Genomic DNA, 23481 nt, shown 5'->3' on the forward strand with positions numbered 1-23481 from the left:
AAAAAGTCGATAAATTTCGTAACGGCTGTACGTTCGCTTATTTTGAGATCCAAAGGGGAATTAAAGCCTTAATGTAAAAGGAAAAAGAGGATTTTTACGTGAACCATTATTTTTGTGTAAAATTTGTGACCATTCAAAAAGGCTAAGAGAGGCGGTTATTTAAGCCGTAGGCATAGGATAAATCATAAAATGACCAAAAGCTCCTATGGGACTAAAAATGCCTGAATCCATTTCACAGCCTGAATTACAACCCCTGTAAGGCTTAATTAAATCTTGCGGTTAAAAATGAGCGAACGTACAGTAACGGGTATAGTGCTGTTTTTTATCTAGAGAAAGAATGAGTTTATCCTCTTTTAAAGCGAAATAGTATATATGAAATTAAATTAAATCAGTGCCTAGTCAGCATATTTGAGATAAAATAACACGTGGTAGTTTGTCCTAATTATGACCATAGCCATGACCAACTGGTTAAATCAAGACAAAGTATTTACAGATACTCCTAAAGATATTAAGAAAGTGGTGCCAGAATTTATCCGAAAATCGCAATTGGTAAATTGTATTAATATTTGTGGCTCTTGGTGGAGTCGATGGGAGGTAGTCGGGTAAGGTTCGAGCGTCACCGCTCTCCCCTCCACCAAGAACCATATTTGTCTTGTCTAATTATATGTAGACAATCAGTGAATAGAGGACTAATGTAAGGCGAGCGCAGTCTTACAAATGGTGTCTATTGAATTTATTTTATGTATTTAAAATATTATGAGAGTGTTAATACTGACCGCAAATCCAAAAGGTACTGCACAGCTACGTCTAGATGAAGAGGTACGAGAAATTGACAACGTATTGCGTCGTGCTAAACGGCGTGAAGAATTCACATTGGAATCAAAGTGGGCTGTCCGTCCTGAGGATATCCAGGAGGCTTTGCAAGAGTATCAACCACAGATTGTTCATTTTTCTGGACATGGCACACAAGAGGGATGGATATTTGAGGATGAAACTGGGCAACCTAAATGTGTCAGTGGAAATGTTCTAGCAGGATTGTTTGAGATCTTTGCCAATCAAATTGAATGTGTGATACTCAATGGGTGTTACTCTAATATACAGGCTGAGGCGATTTCTCAACATATTAAGTATGTTGTTGGTATGAATCAAGCAGTCAGCGATCAAGCCGCCATTAAGTTTGCAGTAGGATTTTACAAAGCTTTGGGAGCAAGACAGAATGTTAATTCGGGAGCAAGACAGAAATTTGAGTTCGCTTACAAAAGCGGTTGTATTGCTATTAAGCTAGAAGGAATTGAAGAAGATTTAGTACCAGTTTTACTAAAGAAAGATGAGGATAACAAAAGCAATAATATACTACAAAATGTTCGAAAGCAATTGCAAGAAAAAATCCCTTTCCGAAGCACTTTTGTGACTGCTGTAGGAATAACTGTTTTGATGATAGTCTTACGTTTCTCAGGATTTTTTCAAGCATCAGAGCTTTTATTTCTAGATATAATGATGCGAAGCCAACCAGTTGAAGAGCAAGATGATAAATTATTAATTGTTAAAATTACTGATAAAGATAGAAAGTACTATGCAAACATTGAATCTCCTAAAAATAGTGCTTCCTTAGCAGACAAATTTACTTATGAACTCCTAGATAAATTACTTAAACACAATCCACGAACTATAGGTATATACAACTATCGTTATGCTAAATCAGAAGGAGAGTTAAAGAAGCTAATTAACTACACACAAACAGATAAGCGCTTAGTTTTTATTTGTGATTTTCCAAATTCTTCTGAAAAAGAAGGTTCTGATCCTCCTCTTGACGTTCCCATAGAACAAGTAGGATTAAGTGATTTTCTTAATGATTCTGATAAAGTCATTCGCAGACAAATTATACGATGGCCAACGCCGTCAGATACGCCAGCTACAAAATCAACCGAGTGTAAGAATAAAAAACAAGATTACATGGATTCTTTTAGCTTCCTTGTAGCTCAAAAATATTTGTCTAAAGACGGAAAAGAATATAAGTCTATTGGAGGAGATGATGGGATTTTTAAATCTGGTGAAACTGTTCTACAACCACTCGATAATATCTCACAAGGTGGATATAATTTTAGAAATTTAAATGCTTATCAAATTTTCTTGAATTACCGATACACACAAGATTCAGAAAATAAGCGCTCTCTTAGTAGTATTGCTAAAATAATGACTATTCGTGAAGTCTTGGAAAAGGGTGAAGAAAAAGATATAAAAGAAAAAATAGTTTTGATTGGTACACCAATTACTGGATTTGATAATACCTTCTCTACTCCCTTTTCTACTGGAGGAGCCGATTCACAAATCCGGGGTTTATTTATTGAAGCACAAATGATTAGTCAGCTTGTTAATGCAGCATTAGGTTCTAGACCTCTATTAAAAGTTTGGGATATACAATACGATATGCTGTGGATTCTATGTTGGTCAATGATTGGAGCGATCGCAGTTCAACTATCGTATCCAAAAGTTAAGAAATTACTTCTATTTTTAACAATAGGTCTCTTTAGTCTCTATGCGATCTGTTTTATTCTATTTAGCTCTCCAATTAAACGTTGGGTACCATTGATTCCATCTGCTCTGGCATTTTCAAGTTCCGGATTCGTGATAGTATTAGTAAGGTTATATCATCAAAGAAAGGAGCAACCCGTACTATCTTCTTCTAAGAATTTACTTCCTTCCCTGCAAAATCGACGAAACCCTTGATTTCTCGTTGAGAAGTGGGAGGAGAACGTAAACGGTTACCCATCTTGTAACCATTTTCCTAACTTACTAAATTATCTATTATGTTTTGGACTCATTTGTTCAGTACTAAATGGTTTAAAGCATCCCTTAGCAGTACTATTGTCATAATACTGTTGACAGGTTATACCCCGCCAAGTTTTGCTTTTATAAAAGATCTACTATCTTATTTAGGTTTTCAAAAAAGAAGTTTAAAAAAATCGGCTGAGGGTAATTTAACAGCTGGTGGGGGACGGGGAGAGTGTTCTAAGTTACCAGTGAATGATACAGAGAAACAACTGACTGCGCTTATTCCATCAATTCAGGGATCTCCATTACTAAGTTATTCACAATCTGAGGCTTCTGAGGCGTCCTTAAAGTCTGATTCACCTTCTACAATAACTTGGGTTAAAAGTTATACAATTGAAGAAAGACCAAGTTTCTGGTTTTACGTTCCCTACAAATATGATGAACAATCTCAGCTAGAGTTGGCTAAGCTTGCCATAATAGATGAACAAAAACACCTTAACAAGGTCACTCCGATTTATTTTAAGCTTCCGGAGACACCTGGTATTATTCAGGTTAAGTTACCAATACATTTGGAAGAAAACAAACCATACAAGTGGTTCTTCTCAATTATATGTGATGCAAAAAAACCTTCTAGAAATCCTAGTGTAGCAGGCTGGATTCAGAGAGTACCAAGACAGCAATTCCAAGCCATCAAACCATCGGGGTCAATACTGACTTCAAGATATTATAGCTATTTTCAATACGAACTCTGGTATGATGGTTTCACTCAATTGGCTCAAGCTTACCAACTTACCAGACAACACAATAAGAATTTACTCTCCCCAAATGTTGAAAGTGAAATAACACAAATTCAAGCAGATTGGCTGGAGTTTTTCCAAGTACTGGGTTTCAGCGAGCAAAAAAACAAAAATGATAAGATTGCTCGTGAAATTGCTGATTCTCCCATCTCAACTTTAGAGTGTGTGCGAAAGAACGAGAATCAGAGCTGCGACGAGTAATAGCGATTGAAGAAACCCGGTTTTTCTAACAATACCTTCGCCAAAATAGAAGCCTAGACCAATTTTGCCATTTTTGCCTCGTACACAAACTTTTGCCATAAGAAGACGAAAATTTCTTATTCTTGCGGTTAAATGCCAGAATCTCAATGTCTTGCTGTGCAGGCTATTGAATAAAAAATTCCTGACGGAAAACCTGAGGCTGTTTTTCAAGACTAATGATTTTTGCCTTGTCACAGAAGAACGGGCTTTCATGGTTAAAGCACCACCACTTTACCCTTCAAAAATGGCGAAGGTATTGTCTAAAAAACCAGGTTTCTAAACTACAACCAGTTCCCTAATAAAATGTAAGGAGCCCAATATCTGGGATGCTCGCGCCCAGGTGAAGCTTTTAGTTCTTGTTGAGCTTGCTGTAGGGCTTGAGCTTTTGTTTGTCTAGCTTTTTTTTGTTTAGGCTTATTAATGAGCTGGTCGTAAAATTTTTGAGTAAACTCAACGCTAATTTTATCATCCAGTGTCCAAAGAGAAGCAAGAGAACTACGAGCACCCGCTCGTACACCTACACCAGAAATTCCTAAAGTTGCTCGTCGATCACCAGCCGCAGTTTCACACGCGCTCAGTACAAGTAATTCAATGGGTTCAAGTTGATTTTGAGCTTGGATTCGGAAAATATCACCTATTTGTTTGATTGGCACAATATTGTCGTAAGCTAAAATAAAGGTGTTTTCAGGAAGCGAACTGAATTCACCATGTGTTGCTAAGTGCAGAATTTGAAAAGCTAAAGTATTGATTTCACTTTGAAATTTCTTAGTATTGAAATTTTCATTGGGAAGTTGAATTATAGAAACTCGGTTATTACTTTTATTTAATGCTTCTATAACTTTTAGTTCGTCATCCACATAACGCAGTTTAGAGAATTTTCGTCGTTCTTGTACTTCTGGACTTGGTTCAGTTAAACCAGCAGCTAAAATTTTTAATTTTTTGTCTAGAAGCAATGTAGGGGATGGAATATCTAATCTAGGAGCGAGTGCGATCGCATACTTATCAATCAAATATTCAACCTTATCTGAAGCCTTATCATAATTAACAACCAGTGCGGCTAATGGAATATTCCGCAAATTTGTATCTAAAGCAAACACAAGGTTATCAATAGTTTTGTAATTTGTGTCAATATATTGGTCTACATCTTTCATCAGCCAATTATACAATTGATTGGCTTCTTCTCTGACAGCTTCAAACGTATACTCTTCTTCCAGATCTAGTTGCAACTGTTCAACCAACTTTTCGACATCATCGCGCTTAACCATTTTTCTAAAGCGTTTTAGCTCTTTATCTTTATTTGGAAGCTTCAGAATAAGCTCAATTCTATCTTCTAAAACAATCGGGTATATGAAAGCTGTTGTCTTAGCTTCTTTTTCAAGAACCTTATCGATTTCCTGTACATTGTTCTCAGGACAAGCTTGGCGCAAAAAGTTTTCCAGTTCTACTGCTTGTAGAGAAGCAATAACTGTGCGAGCTTGAGAGAGATGAACTTGTTCTGGCTCTTCATCTCGTAGCAATACATCAACATATTCGCGATAAACTGTTTCGATTTCCTCTAAAAAGGACAATTGTGCATCAGGGCTACCAGACGCTAACTCTCGACGCAGGGATTGCAGTGTTTCAAAAGCACCTCCATATGCTTCCCGTGCTTCTTTTATGTCTTTCAAATCGTTTTGTATTTCTTTAGCTTTCACCCGCTCATTTTTTCCAAGTTCGGGTTTGTAAATACGTCCTAACTGCCACTGCCACTGATATGCTATATCTGGGGCTGGAATAGATTGAGCTATGAGCAGTGCTTTCTGAGTTTTTTTCCTCGCTAAATCCCATTGTTTTTTGTCTTCATACAGCTTACCCAGATATCCTAAAGCGTAAGATTCCGCCCTTATATCTCGTAATTTTTTATCTTTTTTACCTCCTGCTTGCTCGATTGTTTCATTGAGAAAGCTTTCAATTTGTTGATATTGAGTCTCAGACAAACTTTGAAATTGCATCCAAGTTTTGGCAAAATTTAGTCTTGTATAGAGGGTTGTATGATTCAGTGGCAAACCCTCAATTTGTTGTTGCAGTCTATTAATGTATGGCGATTGTATAATGGGATTATTTGATAATTGTCCAAAAAGCCAACTTTGAATCCTGCTACTTCCACTGTTACCGATTTCGCCACCTATATTTTGAATAAGTGGTTCATTAGAATCTGTGTACTGTATTCTTTCTTTGCAAGTTGCGACTTTTATTTTGAGTAAATTACTATTTTTACTAAATAACTGGATGAAAACATTTTCCTTTCTATCAATTTCGTTGTGCCAATCTTTTAAATCAAGTAAAAAACTTAACTTATTTAAATCCGCCTGTAGTTGTAGAGTAGATAAAGAATTTGGTGATGAACCGGAGTACTTTATAGCCTGTTGGTAAGCATCTGTAGCTGCATATGCGTTAACAATGGCACAAACAATATTTTGCCGATTTCCAGAGCGGCTATACAAATCCTGTTCTTTATTACTTAAAGCACGCCTGGTATTACCAAGGTCAAACAAAATTGCTGACTGTTCTTCTTGAGATTGAGCATTATTCAAACTTTGTAACAAAACATAATTAGATAAGTCTAGCTCACCAAGTCCTCGTAAGACATTACCGAAACTGCGTAAGCCAATGAGTTTGGTAGAAGAACCTACTGATTTCTCAAAAAGAGAGTCGAAAAACTTTTTTTGTAACTTTTGCTTATCTTCCTCCGGAAACTCTTGGGAATTTTGCTCCTTTTTTTCTTGTAATTGCTGTGGATTTTCTAATAGGGTTGTGCAAGCATCTTTGTAGCCGTGGATTTGCAGTAACGTGTTACAGGCTTTAGGGGAAAATCCTAAAGCTTGTTCTGCTTGCGCTTGATTAATTTGGTTGTTGATAGTCTCGGTCTCATTTTTTAATTGATAATAGGCTACAGCGGCTCTTTGCCAACAGTCTCTGGCTTCATCAAATTGTCCTCTGTCATAACTTATTCTACCGTTCTTGCTTAACTCTTCAGGAGCAAGGGTTGGTGTTCTCGAGCAAATTAACTCTATTGTTGTGGATTTACCAAGTACCTGCTTTCCTAAGAACTCTTGAGTACAAAAAACGGAAATAAATCCTAGAAGGAATAGTAAGAGTATAGTTATAACGCGATGTTTTATCTTATGCATAGATATTGAGTTATGAAAAGTACATTTTTTACGGTTTTAGAAGGGGTTCCATATGACGGAGAAATATACGCCGTTTTCTTGTAAAGTTCTTTTGTCTGAGTCAATAGCGATGAGGGGAATTCCCCAGTCGAAACGAGCATCCAAAGTGTTGTCTATCCTCAATCGCAAACCGAGACCAACAGATGCTAAGGTGTTATCCCTAGATTCTGCTGTCTCAAAGTTGTTCCATGTGGTACCAAAATCTACGAATGGTGCGACTTGTAAAAGTCCTCGGACTCTAGGAATTCGTAGAATTGGTAACCGGGCTTCCACAGAACCAAAAAAACCGTTATCTGATATTAAGGCGTCCTGACGGTATCCTCTCACACTTGACAAACCACCTAATGCAAATTGTTCTGAAGGTACCAGTCTTCTATCTGACACTTGTATGTCACCCCGTAGAACTAAAAGAGTATCTTTTGCAAAACTACGTACCCATTGAGCTTGTCCTCTCCATGCAAAAAATTGACCATCTGGTTCAACTTTATTAATAGTGGCATCTAGTGCATCAAGTCCAAAATTGAACTGAGAACGAAGTGCCAAAGCTGAGCGATCGCCACGTTGAATCCATTGTTGAAAAAACCGGAGTGCTGTGATGCGAGTGCGTCCTTGGTTGTCAGATCCTGGTGAAAGGGGAAAAGATCCAATGTCTTTAAATCCCAAAGAAGTTTCAATTTGTTGGTGTGAGCCAGTGAGTCCAAGGGTGAGTTCTTGAGTGGGAGTTAAAATAATTGGATGGCTGAGAGTGATTCGGTACTCCCGTGATTCTGATGAAATATCCAAGACATCAAAGGGTTCTTCAATAATGTTGCTGGAGGTGGTGTTATAGCTGAGAGTGAGAGTTGTGTTTCTGGGACTCAAGGGGACAACATAACTAAAGTCAAATTTATCGCTACCATCTGTATTGGTGTAAACTCCACTCAAACTATCTCCAATCCCTAATAAGTTATCTTCTCTGAGTTCAATTCCTCTTTGGAAACTACCAACACTGGGAGATCGGTTGTTATCCAAATTTACAAAAGTATGAAAGGATCTTGCTTCTTTAATTTTCACTTCTAACAAATTGCTTCCAAAGCGAGAACCTGCGGATAACTCAGCAGACAAGCTCTCAATCAAAGAATATTGCTGGTAATTTTGTGGAATTTGAAGAACTCGCAGTGCATCTAGCAAGCGCTTTCGGTTCAAAGGTTTTTTTGTCCCCAGAGCAACTCGACTGCGAATATAATTTTGATTTAAGCGCCGAGTTCCAATTACTCGAATCTCTTCAATACTACCCTCAACGATCTGAATCCTAACAACACCTCCTTTTGGTGCGATAGTCTGTTCTGGGATCAATGCTCCAGAGGTAATATATTCTTTCTTAATGTAATAATTGGTAATTGCAGAACGAGCTTGAAGTAATTGAGCAAAGGTAAGTGTTACAGGTTTGTCTTGTTCTGTTCTGGGCAATCTAATGTTACCTTGTCTCTCAGTTGGAACAGAATTGCGATCGGGTTTTGGAGAATTCTCATCCGACTCATTGCTCACACCATTTAAAGCATCTTCAATAACTCGGAGCAATTCTTCGTCTTTAAAGACTGTGCTTCCTAGAAATTCAAACCTGGTGATTACAATTGGGAAGTCTTCAGGAAATTCTGCTTCTGGTGATTTTTCCAGTTGTGGAGTAGGTGTCGTTGGTAAAAGGTTCTCTTGAGGTGGTGGTGGTGAAGGAGCTTGTGGTTGTTGAGGAGGCTCAGTCACCGGAGGGGTCACATCTTGAGGAGGAGGCAAATCTCTTGGTAATTTGGGTTGTGGAGGAAGGTTTGGTGGAGGAGCTTGAGCAACTTCAACAGCATATATGCGTGTATGTATCAATAGACTCAAGGTAAGTGTTGATAAAGTAAGTATTTTTTGGAACCACTTAATTTTCATCACAACCTCCTGTAAACTGTTGCCAAGGGCTGTATGAGGAGGTTAGTTGAGATGGATTAGCGGTGAGAATAATTTCTCCTTTCGGTCCGATTGCAACACCTTGGGCTTCTACAGTAGGAGTTGGGGAGTTGTTTGTTGAGGGTGAGATCGTCCCGCTCTCTCCCAAAAGTATGTCACTGTTCAAGACTGAACCAGGGTTAGGCGGTAACCCTCCGCGCCCAGTGACAACAAACCGACTCCTTGCCCGTTTTCCACCCACCGGACAACTGGGGTCAATAAATTTTGAAGAATCACCCAAATCTTCTGGCAATTGAATAAATCCACGTCTGGGATCGACATCGGGTAAGCGAAGTGACACAATACCAAATCGACCACTTTGAGATGAGGCAGTGATATCATTTAAGCCATTTGATAAAATCTCTGATGGTTTAACATTTGGTCGAAACTCAATACCATATACTCCTAAGGGTCTTGCTGTGATATTAACTTTACCACCTGTACCTTGTGCAATAGCATTAGCACTGATGTCGCTACCATTTGGTCTTGATGGGAGTGCAAGGAGTAACCGAGTATTGATGGTAACATTGCCACCTGTCGCTGATCTGGTGGCATTAGCTTCTATTCGGCTTTCATTCTGTAAGTGCAATAAATCAAGTGGAGAGTTAGCAACTCCTCGCAGGAAAATGTTTGCCTCATCTCTGTTGCTCCCAGTTGTAGCACGGAGTATCCCTTGATTTAGAGAGATGGTCTTCGCGAAAACTCTGAGATTACCTGCCTGTGCCCTTTCACTACTTACAGTAACTTCAGAGTTGTCAACAGTCAGTTTATCTGTATAAATTTCTATGTTTCCAGCTGCTAACGGTTGGTTATTGAGAATTCTACTTCTGATATCACTATCATTAATCAAGATGGCATCTCGTCGAGCAGTTAGCGTAATATCTCCAGCAGACGCGAATTGAGATCCAGTGGAAGTGAACAAGAACGAGTTATTAATCTCAATTTTTCCATTTCTTGAAGTAACTTTAATATCTCCAGCCCGACTAGTAGTTTCTCCTGTGGGTTCGGGTAAACCTCCCACAGCTTGGGCAGTCAAGGTACTGTTTCTGATATCTACATTCCTACCAGCTTCAACAAAAATTCTTCCAAAATACCCATTGCTGACAATATTATCATTTTTGTTGCTAGTAATTTTTACATCATTGTTAGCATATATGCGGATATCTCCTGCAACACCACTACCATTGTTAGTAGTACTTACAGAGCTATTGCTAATAGTTACATCGTTAGCAGTTATGTTATCGCTATCATCAATTCCTATAAAGATTTGTCCAGTGTCTCCTTTACTCTCAATTCTACTATTGTTGTCAATCTGAATAGTTCTACCCTTAATACTGATATCTCCTGCAACACCACTACCATTGCTATTAGTATTTACAGAGCTATTGCTGATAGTGACATTATTAGCACTTACTCTATTGTCCGCATCAATTCCTATAAAGATTTTTCCAATGTCACCTTGACTCTCAATTCTACTGTTGCTGTTAATCTGAATAGTTCTACCATTAATACTGATATCTCCTGCAAAACCACTACCATTGCTATTAGTATTTACAGAGCTATTGCTGATAGTGACATTATTAGCATTTACTCTATTGTCCGCATCAATTCCTATAAAGATTTTTCCAATGTCACCTTGACTCTCAATTCTACTGTTGTTGTTAATCTGAATAGTTCTACCATTAATACTGATATCTCCTGCAAAACCTGTTCCAGTATTAGTTGTATTCAATTGGGATTGATTTAAAAAAACTGTTCCCTCTAATGAGTTTAAATTAATTTCGGCAAAGTCTGTTGTATTTTGACTATCGCTATTACTACGAGCTAGTATATTGCCAGAGTAAATGTTACCACGAGATGTGAGAGTAACATCTCCTCCATTTCCATTACTAGACGTAGAGCTTATAGTTATTCCTCTTGTGTTAATTTCACCAAAATTACTTCTTAAGGTAATGTTGCCACCATTTCCAGTAGAACCAGATATAACTGAAGAAGTTATATTCCCCGTTGTAGTAATGTTTCTGGCTGCCGTGAGGCTAATATTACCACCACTACCGTTCGTCTCAGAAACTAGACTACCCCGAATAGAACTATTTCTATCGCGTCCTCCCTCATTGATTTGAATTGTTCCTCCGCTTAGAATTTTGATATCTCCGCCTCTACCTATGCTACTACTAGCACCAGTAATAATTCCTTCAGCAATATTGATATCACCTCTAGCATCTATTGTGACCCGATCGCCAAAGCCAATAATTGAGTAGGAACCTAAATCATTTGATGCTAGGGTACTACTTGTGATATTAATTGAACCTCGAATCGGTTCGGGATTTGGCTGAATACTTAAGCCTTCACCTAGTACGCGATTTGGCTCAAATTGATTAGTTAGAAATATTTGAGCACTACCTAGTACACGGATACTTCCTACAGTTATATTCGCGCTTGTTGGAATACTTGTTGGCTCGACACTAAAGTTTGGTGGAAATATTTCTGGGATGGAATTCGGTGTTAATCCTACAGTTCCGAAAGCAGTTGTACCTGCTCGAATATCTAGAGTTGGAGAGTTTGTGCCATCAATATCTACAAAAGAGCGATCGCCATTCGGGTCATCATCCGACAAGAACACTCTCTCTTCAGGAAGTCCAAAATCTTCATCTGCACCCGTAATCGTAACTGTGCCGTTGATAGTTACACTTCCTCCCGCAAAAATATGTAGTGAAGCTCCTGTGTAGCTAGCAAACCTCACATCTCCCCTAGCTCGAATTACGGGATCGTATGGACTGATTAAACCTCCTAAACTACCATCCAGTTTCTCTATCCGAAAACTACCACCCGTCCAATAATGAGCATCTCCTCCTACAGTGTTAGCCGATCGCAACACCATATCCCTTCCCGAAACCAGCCCACTCGAAGGATGACTCAAGGCAAAAATATCAACCCCTTGCTTCCCTTGAACCAATAACTGTCCTCCAGCTTGAGCAACAAAAGGATTCGCCACACTATCCCGCACCCGCACTGTATTACCCGCCAACAGGTTCAAATCTCCAGTCGTACCAATCTGACTCTCCACCAAAGTCAGATTATTATTTGCTGTGAGTGTTGCAGTCTGAGCCGTGACGTTGCGTGCTACCACATCGCCATCCACCACAGATAAACCCGATCCCGTTAACTCCACCTGTCCATTACCGTTTACTGTCAGCCCTGGATGCGATTTTTCATCAACGCTTGTCAGTAACTCAGTTAGAGAAGATGAACCTACACTCGTTACAGGTGATGAAGTTTCAATATTTAGCAATTGTGCTAGTGGACTCAAATTCACTACACTCCCACCAGGCACTGCTGCGATCGCAACTTGTCCAGACGGTGCTGACAACTGCCCAGTACTAGCCACCGTACCACCCAACAGCGTTAAGTTTTGCCCAGTCCCGACTGCAAGATTCCCAGAATTGGCGATCGCTTTTGGTTGTTGTTGGTTAAACTGCACTCCCAAAGGTACTGTCACGCTTAGCAATGGTGGAGCCGTAGGATTCGTAGCACTAAACTGTTTCCCATCCCCAAAATTCAAACTGTTAGCTGTACTCGCTGAAAACGAACCTTTAATATCTAACGAAGCATTGGGACCAAAAAGAATCCCATTAGGATTGAGCAAAAATAAGTTGGCATTACCCAATACACCAAGTTTTCCAAAAATATTGGAAGCATTTGCCCCCGTCACCCGACTGAAAATATTCTCAACTCCAACCGGATTACTGAAATAGCCTCCTCGCCCTTCCCCCACGTTAAATTCTTGAAAACTATGGAATAAACCAGAACCGCGAATTGCACCTCCATCAATGCGATCGCTTGTAATACCCTTTATATCGACATTTGGTGTAACAACAGAACTTTCTGCACCTAGAGTATTATCTGGAACAATTTGGGCAACTGCAATATTTCTGCAAAAAAGACTTCCACCTACTGCAATTAATCCGATACCTACTTGCAACCAATACTTATTGCAGGTACGCCTTGTCATATTATTTTAACCCCACTCATGCACTGTAATTTCATCCGTTCCGATCTTATTTTTCTAACCTCGGACACACCCTATGAAACATGAGTAAAACTCTAATCTCATGCCAATTTTCGACTTATGCACAGTAACTTTAAGTACTAACGCTATTTAGAAAGCACTAGAACTCGTGAAAATATCTATCTAAAGAGAGAGTAAGTATCTATCTTTAGGAGGGAGACTTGGATAGTTTATCATTATTTCATATCACAACTTAAACATATCATTTTTCATAATATTTTTAGTTTTGTAGCTTGTAGTTAGTTGTATTCTGATGTAAGAGCTTTGTCGGTACTTCAGAGAAAATAACGACTTTGCTTTGCCAATATTCTATAAGTGTCAGTCAAGCCAACTTATGCACTTCTCCATAGATTTGGGAAATAAATCTTAAATCTAGTTCACAGTAGATTAAATATTATTTACAATCGCTCCAATTGGGTTATTACAGCAGTTTTCACCTAAATGAACCACACCGTTTGTAAGGGCGCAATGCATTGCGCCCCTACGATTGTGGTCTATTTACCTGAAAACGGCTGTAATTTTGCCGACGGCTTGTGCTCGAAAAGCATTTTTTCCTATTCCAGTCAAGATATCTACATTAAGAAAGTCATTCACGGGAAAATCTCACAAATCTTACCATGAAAATCCCTCTTCCCGAACCCCTACCCCCTACCCCCTACTCCCTATTTTCAAGACAGTGATATAATATCCATCTATTGAGTGGCAAAGACCGAAGTGGTATTAGATCGGTTTTTGGTTTGTGGGTTGGGTAGTTTGGGACAACATTGTGTTGTTGCCCTGAAGCTGTTTGAAGTGAGCGTAATTGCTATAGACAAACAGCTGCCTCAAGAGTGGGAAATTTCTCAACTTCCAGATTTGTTGGATAATTTGATCGTAGGTGATTGTCGTCACTCAAGTGTTTTAGAGCAAGCCCAAATTCTACAGTGCAGAGCAGCTCTTATAGTGACTAATAGCGAACAAGTCAATGCAGAGACAGCTTTAGCAGTACGAAAGCTGAATCCCAAAACTCGTTTGGTTGTCCGTTCTTCAAAAAGAAATCTCAATGAGTTATTGAGCGAGCATTTAAAAAACTTTACTGCTTTTGAGCCTACGCAGTTACCCGCTCCAGCCTTTGCCCTTGCTGCTCTTGGTACAGAGACATTAGGATTATTTAATTTAGAAGGACAGTGGTTGCGGGTGGTGAAACGCGTTATCTCATCAACAGACACTTGGTGCAACAACCGTTTGCTATACGATCTTAACACTCACAACCGTCGGCTCCTTCATTATAAATCTGATGCTGCTTCACTCAAATTATTTGATGAATGGGAATTAGATGCACGCATTACACCTGGAGACACGATTGTTTATATTGAAACAACAAATCTAAATCTCACTTATTTAGAGCAACCAATAAGAAAAAAATGGTATAACCCCTATTATTTATTAACAAGAGTCAAACAACTTAATTGGAATACTTTTAAGCAAAAAATAACTGAATTTTGGCAAAATCCTGATAAGAATCGGCTCAAACAGATAGGTATTATTTGTGGAGCGATTGTAGTCTTTTTATTGCTCTTTGGTACTATTCTGTATCGGTTAACCTATCCCAAAATCAGCTTGATAGATGCTTTTTTGACTTCAGTTATGCTGCTCTTAGGAGGATTTAACGATCTGTTTGGAGGATTCGATTTTACACAACCAGTTCCTCTTTGGTTGCGACTGATTAGCTTGGGGATGACAATTAGTGGTACAGTTCTGGTAGGAATATTCTATAGTTTTTTGACAGAAAGACTCTTAGCCGCTAGGTTTCAGTTAATTAAGCGGCGTCCACCCGTTCCCCAAAAAAATCACGTAGTTGTGGTAGGGCTTGGTCGAATTGGTCAAAGAATCGCGGAAATTTTACAAGAGTTTAAACAGCCGCTTGTTGGTATTACCTTTCATACAAATTTAGATACGTCTCTTTTGCCAAAAATGCCACTCCTTAATGGTTCCCTAACAGAGTCTCTTGCTAAGGCAAATCTTAAGACAGCAAAGAGTGTTGTGGTGGTGACTGATGATGAAATGTTGAATTTGGAAGTCAGTCTCATGACCTATGATGTCAATCCAGAAAGCAATTTGGTTGTTCGTACTACAGGGCTAGGGTTAAGTAATAATTTGGCTGAACTTTTGCCGAAGGCTCAAGTTCTATGCGTGAATGCTGTAGCAGCTGAAGTTTTTGCTGGAGCAGCATTTGGAGAAAATATTACTCATTTGTTTCGCGTCGATCGCACAACTATTTTGGTAACAGAATACCAGATTGAACTTGGCGATACGCTTAATGGTTTATTATTATCTGAAGTTACCTGTGGTTATGGTGTTGTTCCCATCCTTTACCAAAAAGATGCAGAAATACCAAAGCTAATGCCTTCAGAAGATATTCGCTTAGCTGTAGGCGATCGCATGGTTGTAATCGCAACAAGCCATGGTTTACAAAGGGTTGAGCAGGGGGACACTAGGCTGGCGTTAAAAAATTGGCAAGTTCATATTGCAAGAGCTTTAACAGAAGATGCAAAATTTGAGGGAGCCAATGTTATCGCTCGAATTTCAGGATGCAATCTTAATGTTGCGAGAAACTTGATGAAAAATTTACCAGAAACCTTGCCTGTGCCACTCTACAAACATCAAGCCCAACGTCTAATTCTAGAATTAGGAAAAGCTCAAGTTGTTGGCTCTTTGCTTCCAGTTAAATAAATTAGTCTAAGAGGATGTTTGAAAAGTCATGATTAATGTATCAAATATTTTTACCCCACCCTAACCCTCCCCTTGGAAAGGGGAGGGAACTGGAATTTTCTTATTTCCCCCTTTATAAGGGGAACTGGAATTTTCTTATTTCCCCCCTTTATAAGGGGGGACTAAGGGGGTAATAACGTGATTAAAATGACAGCTAACTACTTTTCATATATCCTCTAAATGAAATAGAACTACGTAATACCAATTCTCATTAAAGCAACACATCAAGATCCCCCTAAATCCCCTTTAATATCAAATCCGATAGCATATGAATAATTAAAAAACCGCAGAGACGCAGAGAGCGCAGAGAGAAAGGAAAGAGAAATAATTCCGATACAAACGGATTTGATATAAAAAGGGGGACTTTTTGAGTATCTTAGCCTGCCTTAACAAGAGGGAGTTGATATAACTGAATGTAGATGTTCTTGAGTTTAATGGTATGCTTTCTCTATCAATTTCTTCTTTTTTTTTGCTTAATAATGATTCCTAAATTTGACGAAAATGGTAATCTACCACCAGGAGTTCACTTTTGTGACTGGTGGTCGTTTCAAGAGAGGTTTGGTTATACACCTAAACGAGCAAAAATGATACAAGGTTTAGAAGAGGTAATGACAAAATTAAAAGCAGCAGGATGTTGTACTGCGTACATAGATGGCAGTTTTGTTAGTAATAAACTAGAGCCAGAAGATTTCGATATGTGCTGGGATAGAGATGATGTTGATATAAACTACCTAAGAAAAAATGCTCCTCTCATATTAAATTTTTATAACAGTGGAGTACAAAAAGCTAAGTATAAGGGTGAGATATATCCATCCGACCAGCCCGTAGATGAGTCTACAATGTCAATCGAATTTTTCTAACGTGACCGAGAACAAAATAGAAAAGGTATCATAGGTATTAATCTACGAGAATGGTCGCCATGATTAAGAACGACAAGCAGCTCATATATTCTAAGGAGTGGGCGGAAAAATTTGCTGAAGCCGGAAATTAATCGCTACTAGCTGTTGATAAAGTTGCTCTAAGCTATCAATGGTAATTTTACCATCTGCCTGAAGTTTCTTGATGACTGCGAGAGTCCCCTTCACCTGAAGTCCTAACCGAACTGCTTCCTTTCGAGCCGCGTTGTCATCTAAAATAATGTAATCACATGGTAGTTCAATGCCTAAAGCAATTGCTTCTGACTCTCCTAAACCTAGCCGTGCGTTTAGACTGTTGGCTAAAAAAGTCAACTTAATCGCTTTAGGCGTTATCTTACCTGAATCAATTAACCCTTGCACAGATTGACTAGCTTTGTCCGATTTAGCAGAGATTTCCTCTGCCACAAACGTTGGTAAATAGAATTCATTGGCAGAGTCAACAAAAGTATTTAGAAATCCTAGACGTGTTAGAAAAATTAATGGAGAGGAGTTAAAGACTATCAACACATTCCTTACCAATCCTTTTCAAGTGCAACATCTTGTGGAGTGAGATAGGAAAACTCTAGACCCATCATGTCTAATAATTCTAGAAATACATTAGGTTCTATTTCCATAATTTCTGCTGCTTTTTTTAAGCTAATCACTCGCGAAAATAATGCCCCAAGCACAAACAGAAACGTTTCTTTCTGCTCAATATCATTGAACAATTGAATTTCTGCCGCCACACTTCTAAGTACTTCCTTACTAGTCATAAATCTATCGCAAAACCAAGAATCTTCTTGATAAATATTAATACAATTTTTTGATGAATCCCAATGGTATTTTATTTGGGCAAGATGCTCGGTTAGATATTGGTGGTTCCTTTGTAGCGACGACAGCGAATGCGATCGCCTTTCCTGGTGGTGAGTTTTCCCTCAATTCGCCTGTTTTGCCGGGAAATCAATTGCTAAGTGTGAATCCTTCAGCTTTTTTATTTAATCAAATTGCGACTCAGCCTATCATCAATCAATCTACAAGTGGCTTAGAAGTTCGTGATGGTAGGAGCCTGTTGTTAGGGACTTCCAAATAAAAAAATCTCCAAAATTTTCTTGTGGAGTGGTGCCGATACTTGGAACGGGCAAGGATGTCCATTCCACAAGATGGAGAATTAAATTTTTGGAAGTCCCTTAGTAGGCGGAGATGTAAGGCTAGATGGTGGAACTCTGTTTGCTCCTGGTGGTCGAGTAGAGTTGGGAGGAGTACCAGGTTCGGGAAGAGTTGAGCTGAGTGTAGATGGCAATAAATGCCAATACCATCATCGCCCTTGAAGACGGACTCCCCCTGCTTCCATCGCTCTTAAAGGTAGAACTTTGGGTGATTTGGTTAGCTCCATCATTGAAGAACAGGATTGGGAATATCTCAAATAATTGTTCTCGATACCCATATCTGGATTTGGTTTATCAATCAAGAATTCGATTTATTTCCACCCCACTGGCGAGAAGCTATTGAAACTGCTGATAAAGTCGGTATCTCCCCAGTATCTTGTTATGAGGTTGCTCTCGCGCAACAACGGGGACGACTGAATTTGCCCTGTATTGCCGATCGCTGGTTTCAAGAGGCTTTGGAACCAACAGGTATTACGTTGTTTCCTCTGACTGCTGAAATCGCTCACCAAGCAGTCAATTTATCTCCCGTAGATAAAGACCATGCGCGATCAAAAGTTATAAAGCTATTCTTGAAAACGGTCAGATTAAATGGCTCACAGATGAGCCAAAAATATCCTCTGCTAGTGTGATTGTCACGATTCCGGAAGATACCAAGTACAAAACAAATTCAACTAAGAAGTTTAAAAACTTGGATGAACTTTGGGATTATTGGGATAAGGTTTTTGATGAAACTGAAATGGAGGAAACTTCTGAAGCTTTAATTCAGGCGTTGAATGAAACACGAGAAAAACAAGGTAAATCAAAATTGTTTGAGTAAATTAGGACTTACGCAACTTCAATGCTATTTTGGGAGTTTCACACGTTATCGATCCCCCCACCAACCCCTGTAGTCTAGTTAATCTGTGATGTTCGTACTTGCAGCTTAGAAAGTAGTCAGACAAAAGCTTTAACAGTTTTTGGAGATGTCTATTGGTTCAATTGTTGCTCAAAAACTAAATTTGATCGGGGTCAATATTCAACTCGCGTAATTTGGCAGCCAGTTTTTCAGCCCGTTGTGCTTCGGCTTGTGCGCGTTGTGCTTCGGCTTGTGCGCGTTGTGCTTCGGCTTGTGCGCGTTGTGCTTCGGCTTGTGCTTGCTGTTGGGCTATTTTGACCTGTTCTTCGGGTGTAGGATATCGCTGTTGGTGTTCGTCGTACCAATAGAGCCACTCGCGGGGTACTCCGCCATAACTTCCACGAGCACAGCCTATTCCCAACCCTATTTCTGGCATCCAAACTGGGTTTCCCTGCTGTAATACGTACTCACCGTTTACTAGTTTATGTACTTCTAAGCGAGGTTTGCGACGGCGACGCGATGAGTAAATTACATAGTAGAGTACGCCTAGCGTTGCATACTCATCTTTTTTGGCACTGTATTCTTTACGATAAGTTTGGGAGACGACTTCTAAAGCTAAAATTGGGACGACATTTTCATCCCAAAGTGCATAACTAGGACGTAACTCTTCATCATAAAATCTTTCCACACCCAAACTGAGAAATCCATCTGGTACGATTGGCGGTTCATCTGGGTGAGTATAAATCCCCATATCAATGCCGAAAAACCAGTCCATCCGCTCAGACCAAAGCATCAGCAGGGTGGCTTTTAACAGTCCTGGTAATAATTCTTGCAGTTCGTTATCCACAGGTGTTTCGTCCGAGTCGGGCAGTTCTTCTGCCGAAGGTAGAGATCGCGGCAATTTGTACTCTAGCATGGCGGAGTATCAAGTTTGATTTGGGGTTCTAAAATTATTTTAGATGCTTTGCGGGTATCAGTAATTATTTGCCTAAGTTCCAAGCCAGAAATAATTATAGGTTGAGCTTCATAACAAAAGCCAGATGCGGAAATTACCCAAGCTTCGTTTTCAATAAGTTGAACTGTAGAGATGTTTTCTGTATACTCAGGTAAGTCATCTATGTGTCGAGCGCGACAAGCATATATATTAACATCGCCATAAAGATCGTCTATTCCTTCTCCATCAGGAATAAACAGTTCTTCAAGTTGATTTATATAGTAATCAGATAATGCTAATGCTAAAAAATCGGCTATTAGTTTATCGGGGTCTTCTGATACTTGAAACCTGGTTCCATTAAATGTTATAGTATGCATTTTTATATACTGAGTGAGGCTTTGTTCCAAAGTGTTAAAATTTTATCTTGGTTAACTATTTTACTTCCATCAAATTCTTCTGATACGTCCGGTTCTATAAACTCACACTTCCCTTCTATTTTTGGGATGCCTTTACAGTTATAAAATCCACATTTATAAAATCTGGTATTCTTTATAGTAAATTCTTCTAAGTTAGCATTTCTAAAATCGCAATGGTTAAAGACTGTATCGTGTGCAGTTGCGGCGACTAGGTTGGCAGTTTGGAAGTTACAATTAGTTATTGTTGCTCTATGAAGTCTCGCTCCTTGAAAACGAGCTATTTTTAAGCATACATTTTCTATAACTGCATCTGTCCAGTCAGATCTGTGTAAGTCTGTGTTGCTCCAATCTCCACTTTGAATAAAGGCGTCTGTCAAGTTTGTGGCATTTAAATAAGCTCCTATAAATTTACAATCTTTAATAGTTGCTTTGTCCAAGGTTGATAATTCGAGTCTCGCATTTTCTAGATTGCACTCTACTAACTCTATACTAGTTAAATCTCCACCTCGCACATTTATACTATTCAAATTACACTTGATAAATTGTGCTTTGATTAAATTGGCACCTGGAATATTAGCTCCTAATAAGTTGCGCTCCTGAAGTATTAAACGTCCACTATCTGTATATCCTGACTCAACCCACTGTTCATGAGCTTCTAGTTTTGAATCTGAGAGATATACAAGCCACCGTGATTGATTTGATATAGTACATATGTTCGGTAAATTTTACTTAAAGTGCTATTGAGAAGGTTGTCCCCCTAAACGCGGGACGATGTTTATTAGGTATTCTTCTGCTTCGTTTATTAGGTGTTGCATATCAAAATTATCTTTTTTATCAGGAGGTAATAATTCGTAGTCATAATTTTCTATTCTATCCATTTGATCGGGAAGCTGAGCATAAAAGTATTTTTTATTATCAAGAGTCAATTCTAGCTGATTGCTTTTAAATTTATTGATGATTTGTTGGGCAATTCTATATTCTCTGACAGCATAAATGACGGGTTAATGTTGTCGCTGACAAACTAAAACTGTTCCTCGTTCCACCCCACGAGTGATTCGCAGTTCCTCATCCAGGTAAAGAATTTCCAAACGCCCTTTTGGAGAACGTTTCATCGTAAAAGAAATTTCTCCATTCTCTGGATTCATAGCTCCTGAAGAAACTATACCAAACATCAATTTCAAGAAACCAGACATTAAACTTTCTTTCCAAGTTTTCTTTGCAGACTGTCTCTGCTCTCCAAAAGTAGCCTTCCACTCATTTAGTTTGGTTGGTACTTTCGGTGTTAGAATTCCTCCCGTAAATTGTGCTTGCAATACCGTATCGCTAATCGGCTGACATATTCCTTGGTTGCGAACAATCCCAGATAATTGAGGAATAGTCTCATCAATAGTGGTAAATTCAACCACAATATCGTGAGTTTGTTGTTCGCCATTTTCTAATAAGAAGACGGGTTGGAAAACTCGGTCAGCTACCACTTTTAGTTCTGTCGGTTGAAACATATTGAAAGCCAGGTTACCAAGAGTATAAGCAAACCTTCCATCTGCAAGTTGCTCGCCTCGAGGAAAATTTGGCGCACTAATCAACAACCATTCACTATCCATGAATTTACCACTACGGGCTGGCGCTGTTGTTGGGTTGAGCGATTGGAGATGTTCAATTGCAGCAATCACAGCTTGGTTCTTGGTATTTCCACCACAAGCAGCGAGTGCTTCCCGCAAAGCTGTTTTAGCTGCTGCACGTTTTTCCGTATCTACTGTATCTACTGCCATATGTTAAGGTGTCATTGCGACTCTTAGCTTCAACTCATACAGTACGGGCAAGGACGCCAATACCGCAAGAAGAACAGAAGTTTGCTTCATTTACCTGAAAACTACTGTAACCTATGGGCTGATTTTTTCACTCTACCCCACCCAACTCATTAAAAAATTGTTAGATTCTGAGTGGATAAAATATCAAAACTATTGTTGATTCCACCATGTCTAGCAGTATTCTCGAGTCAGAGGAATTACCTCTTTCCGTCACTTCTCAAACTCAAGACACAAAACAACTCCCCAGTGGTGGACTCGATCCTGAGCGCTTTGATTGGCACGAAGTTTGGTATCCTGTCCATTATATTGAAGATTTAGACAAATCCCAGCTGACTCGCTTCACCTTACTAGAGAGGGATATTGTCATTTGGTGGGATAGCAAAGAACAGATGTGGCGAGCATTTGTAGACCAATGTCCCCATCGGTTAGCGCCACTTTCGGAAGGAAGAATCAACGAAGACGGTTTGCTAGAATGTCCATATCACGGTTGGGCATTTTCAGGAAATGGAAAGTGCGATCGCATTCCGCAACAGGTTCCGGGAAACAAAGCCGAAGTTTCTCAACGTGCGTGCGTCACTTCACTACCCACCACAGTTCGTCAAGGAATGTTGTTTGTTTATCCCGGTTCTCCAGAGAATGCGTTTAACACTAAAGTACCTGTTGTTGACATCTTGGACGAAGAACCAGAAGGTTGGGTTTGCCTCAATACCTTTAGAGACATACCTTATGATGCTCTGACATTGATGGAAAACGTCCTTGATACCAGTCACATTCCTTACACCCACCACCGTACCGTTGGTAACAGAGCGAATGTCTCTCCTGTAGAGTTGGAAATTGTAGAATCAGGGAAATGGGGATTTAAAGGTACGTGGGCAGAAGGTCCCCGGAAAGGAACTCTAGGTCGCCAGGATACTACCTTCATTGCTCCTGGTATGATGTGGCATGACCTCACTTCCAAACAATTTGGTAGGACGTTGACAGTCGTCTACGCGACTCCCATTCGCAAGGGAGAATGTCGGCTATTTGCGCGTTTTCCCTTCAAGTTCTCCTCAAAATTACCAGGGATATTTCTCAAACTAACTCCGCGCTGGTACTCTCACATCGGGCAAAATAGCGTGTTGGAAGATGACCAAATTTTTCTGCATCACCAAGAACGGTATCTGGAACAACGTGGTGGTAGTGCCAACTTTACCAAAGCATTTTATTTGCCAACCAAAGCAGATTTATTTGTATTCCAATTGCGTTCCTGGGTGAATCAATATAGTATCGATCCTTTTCCACAAACAACTCTACCACCGGCACTGCCTAGGGAAATTTTACTGGATAGATACCACTCCCATACAAAGAAATGTGCTAGTTGTAGCAAGGCTCTAAGTAACCTGCAACGGTTGCGGGTGGGAGTCGCTGCAGTGACAGGGTTAGTTTGGGCGCTGCTTCCTTTGCTAATGTTTGTTTACCCGCAAGCAAATATCATCGCCATTAGCTCTCTAACCTTGGCTGTTATTAGTGGTGCTGCTATTTGGTTTAGTTTGGGCAAATTGGAGCAGCGATTTTATCATGGACACTCAGTTCCGCCCAGGAATTTGCCTGAAAAAGTGACAAATGACAAATGATAAATGA

18 protein-coding genes and 1 pseudogene are annotated in these 23481 nt (G+C 39.5%); 9 read left to right on the forward strand and 10 right to left on the reverse strand.

What is annotated here, in order from left to right:
• Window positions 1–456 precede the first annotated feature (456 nt).
• The 3 genes from F7734_RS35285 to F7734_RS35295 all read left to right on the forward strand — a co-directional run bounded on the left by F7734_RS35285 (window position 457) and on the right by F7734_RS35295 (window position 3770).
• On the forward strand, window positions 457–606 hold the full coding sequence (locus F7734_RS35285; RefSeq protein ID WP_155749164.1) for a hypothetical protein: 150 nt from the start codon (window positions 457–459) through the stop codon (window positions 604–606).
• Between the two features lie 150 nt (window positions 607–756).
• Window positions 757–2727, forward strand: a complete 1971-nt coding sequence (locus F7734_RS35290) for a CHASE2 domain-containing protein (RefSeq protein ID WP_155749165.1) — start codon at window positions 757–759, stop codon at window positions 2725–2727.
• A gap of 80 nt (window positions 2728–2807) precedes the next feature.
• Entirely contained in the window at window positions 2808–3770 is a 963-nt protein-coding gene (locus tag F7734_RS35295; RefSeq protein WP_155749166.1) for a DUF928 domain-containing protein, read from the forward strand.
• A gap of 320 nt (window positions 3771–4090) precedes the next feature.
• Here F7734_RS35295 and F7734_RS35300 read toward each other — a convergent pair whose 3' ends face one another.
• The 3 genes from F7734_RS35300 to F7734_RS35310 are packed head-to-tail and all read right to left on the reverse strand — an operon-like array spanning window position 4091 to window position 12998.
• Entirely contained in the window at window positions 4091–6979 is a 2889-nt protein-coding gene (locus F7734_RS35300) for a CHAT domain-containing protein (protein WP_155749167.1), read from the reverse strand.
• A 36-nt stretch (window positions 6980–7015) separates the two neighbouring features.
• On the reverse strand, window positions 7016–8929 hold the full coding sequence (locus tag F7734_RS35305) for a ShlB/FhaC/HecB family hemolysin secretion/activation protein (protein ID WP_155749168.1): 1914 nt from the start codon (window positions 8927–8929) through the stop codon (window positions 7016–7018).
• On the reverse strand, window positions 8919–12998 hold the full coding sequence (locus F7734_RS35310; protein WP_155749169.1) for a filamentous hemagglutinin N-terminal domain-containing protein: 4080 nt from the start codon (window positions 12996–12998) through the stop codon (window positions 8919–8921). Before F7734_RS35310 ends, F7734_RS35305 begins: the two co-directional genes overlap by 11 nt.
• Window positions 12999–13754: 756 nt before the next feature.
• Here F7734_RS35310 and F7734_RS35315 point away from each other — a divergent pair.
• Together F7734_RS35315 and F7734_RS35320 are read left to right on the forward strand one after the other, a co-directional pair.
• A complete protein-coding gene (locus tag F7734_RS35315) occupies window positions 13755–15767 on the forward strand; it encodes an NAD-binding protein (RefSeq protein ID WP_347566340.1) in 2013 nt (670 codons plus the stop codon).
• Window positions 15768–16285: 518 nt separating this feature from the next.
• Window positions 16286–16666 (forward strand): hypothetical protein, encoded by a 381-nt coding sequence (locus F7734_RS35320; protein ID WP_347566341.1) that lies wholly within the window; start codon window positions 16286–16288, stop codon window positions 16664–16666.
• 90 nt (window positions 16667–16756) lie between these two features.
• Here F7734_RS35320 and F7734_RS35325 read toward each other — a convergent pair whose 3' ends face one another.
• Together F7734_RS35325 and F7734_RS35330 are read right to left on the reverse strand one after the other, a co-directional pair.
• Complete coding sequence (locus F7734_RS35325) at window positions 16757–17128, reverse strand: DUF3368 domain-containing protein (RefSeq protein WP_243147259.1); 372 nt, start codon at window positions 17126–17128, stop codon at window positions 16757–16759.
• A gap of 107 nt (window positions 17129–17235) precedes the next feature.
• The gene (locus tag F7734_RS35330) at window positions 17236–17475 is read right to left on the reverse strand and encodes a hypothetical protein (RefSeq protein WP_026134901.1); all 240 of its coding nucleotides are present in this window, start codon (window positions 17473–17475) and stop codon (window positions 17236–17238) included.
• 47 nt (window positions 17476–17522) lie between these two features.
• On the opposite strand from F7734_RS35330, the pseudogene F7734_RS35335 reads away from it, so the two are divergent.
• The 3 genes and pseudogenes from F7734_RS35335 to F7734_RS35345 form a co-directional block, all read left to right on the forward strand.
• A pseudogene (locus F7734_RS35335) lies at window positions 17523–17777 on the forward strand (filamentous hemagglutinin N-terminal domain-containing protein); the annotation flags it as partial.
• A gap of 333 nt (window positions 17778–18110) precedes the next feature.
• Window positions 18111–18497, forward strand: a complete 387-nt coding sequence (locus F7734_RS35340) for a PIN domain-containing protein (RefSeq protein WP_155749172.1) — start codon at window positions 18111–18113, stop codon at window positions 18495–18497.
• Complete coding sequence (locus F7734_RS35345; RefSeq protein WP_155749173.1) at window positions 18494–18685, forward strand: hypothetical protein; 192 nt, start codon at window positions 18494–18496, stop codon at window positions 18683–18685. The genes F7734_RS35340 and F7734_RS35345 overlap by 4 nt, the downstream gene beginning before the upstream one ends.
• Before the next feature lie 175 nt (window positions 18686–18860).
• Here F7734_RS35345 and F7734_RS35350 read toward each other — a convergent pair whose 3' ends face one another.
• The 5 genes from F7734_RS35350 to F7734_RS35370 form a co-directional block, all read right to left on the reverse strand.
• Window positions 18861–19619: a Uma2 family endonuclease gene (locus F7734_RS35350; protein ID WP_155749174.1), complete on the reverse strand. Its 759-nt coding sequence runs from the start codon at window positions 19617–19619 to the stop codon at window positions 18861–18863.
• Window positions 19613–20014, reverse strand: a complete 402-nt coding sequence (locus F7734_RS35355; RefSeq protein WP_155749175.1) for a hypothetical protein — start codon at window positions 20012–20014, stop codon at window positions 19613–19615. The genes F7734_RS35350 and F7734_RS35355 overlap by 7 nt, the downstream gene beginning before the upstream one ends.
• Window positions 20015–20016: 2 nt before the next feature.
• Entirely contained in the window at window positions 20017–20766 is a 750-nt protein-coding gene (locus F7734_RS66360) for a pentapeptide repeat-containing protein (protein WP_347566342.1), read from the reverse strand.
• Window positions 20767–20790: 24 nt separating this feature from the next.
• On the reverse strand, window positions 20791–20979 hold the full coding sequence (locus F7734_RS35365; RefSeq protein WP_155749177.1) for a hypothetical protein: 189 nt from the start codon (window positions 20977–20979) through the stop codon (window positions 20791–20793).
• Window positions 20980–21054: 75 nt separating this feature from the next.
• Complete coding sequence (locus F7734_RS35370) at window positions 21055–21822, reverse strand: PAP/fibrillin family protein (protein ID WP_155749178.1); 768 nt, start codon at window positions 21820–21822, stop codon at window positions 21055–21057.
• A 206-nt stretch (window positions 21823–22028) separates the two neighbouring features.
• Between F7734_RS35370 and F7734_RS35375 the strand changes: the two genes are divergently transcribed.
• Complete coding sequence (locus F7734_RS35375) at window positions 22029–23474, forward strand: Rieske 2Fe-2S domain-containing protein (protein ID WP_155749179.1); 1446 nt, start codon at window positions 22029–22031, stop codon at window positions 23472–23474.
• Window positions 23475–23481 lie beyond the last annotated feature (7 nt).

Source organism: Scytonema sp. UIC 10036 (genome assembly GCF_009725235.1).

Bases quoted from the DNA above. Each gene is read 5' to 3' on its own strand.
- F7734_RS35375 (WP_155749179.1), top strand. From the start codon at position 22,029: ATGTCTAGCAGTATTCTCGAGTCAGAGGAATTACCTCTTTCCGTCACT.
- F7734_RS35310 (WP_155749169.1), bottom strand. From the start codon at position 12,998: ATGACAAGGCGTACCTGCAATAAGTATTGGTTGCAAGTAGGTATCGGA.
- F7734_RS35285 (WP_155749164.1), top strand. From the start codon at position 457: ATGACCAACTGGTTAAATCAAGACAAAGTATTTACAGATACTCCTAAA.
- F7734_RS35330 (WP_026134901.1), bottom strand. From the start codon at position 17,475: ATGACTAGTAAGGAAGTACTTAGAAGTGTGGCGGCAGAAATTCAATTG.
- F7734_RS35320 (WP_347566341.1), top strand. From the start codon at position 16,286: ATGATTCCTAAATTTGACGAAAATGGTAATCTACCACCAGGAGTTCAC.
- F7734_RS35300 (WP_155749167.1), bottom strand. From the start codon at position 6,979: ATGCATAAGATAAAACATCGCGTTATAACTATACTCTTACTATTCCTT.
- F7734_RS35290 (WP_155749165.1), top strand. From the start codon at position 757: ATGAGAGTGTTAATACTGACCGCAAATCCAAAAGGTACTGCACAGCTA.
- F7734_RS35355 (WP_155749175.1), bottom strand. From the start codon at position 20,014: ATGCATACTATAACATTTAATGGAACCAGGTTTCAAGTATCAGAAGAC.
- F7734_RS35370 (WP_155749178.1), bottom strand. From the start codon at position 21,822: ATGGCAGTAGATACAGTAGATACGGAAAAACGTGCAGCAGCTAAAACA.
- F7734_RS35350 (WP_155749174.1), bottom strand. From the start codon at position 19,619: ATGCTAGAGTACAAATTGCCGCGATCTCTACCTTCGGCAGAAGAACTG.
- F7734_RS35295 (WP_155749166.1), top strand. From the start codon at position 2,808: ATGTTTTGGACTCATTTGTTCAGTACTAAATGGTTTAAAGCATCCCTT.
- F7734_RS35305 (WP_155749168.1), bottom strand. From the start codon at position 8,929: ATGAAAATTAAGTGGTTCCAAAAAATACTTACTTTATCAACACTTACC.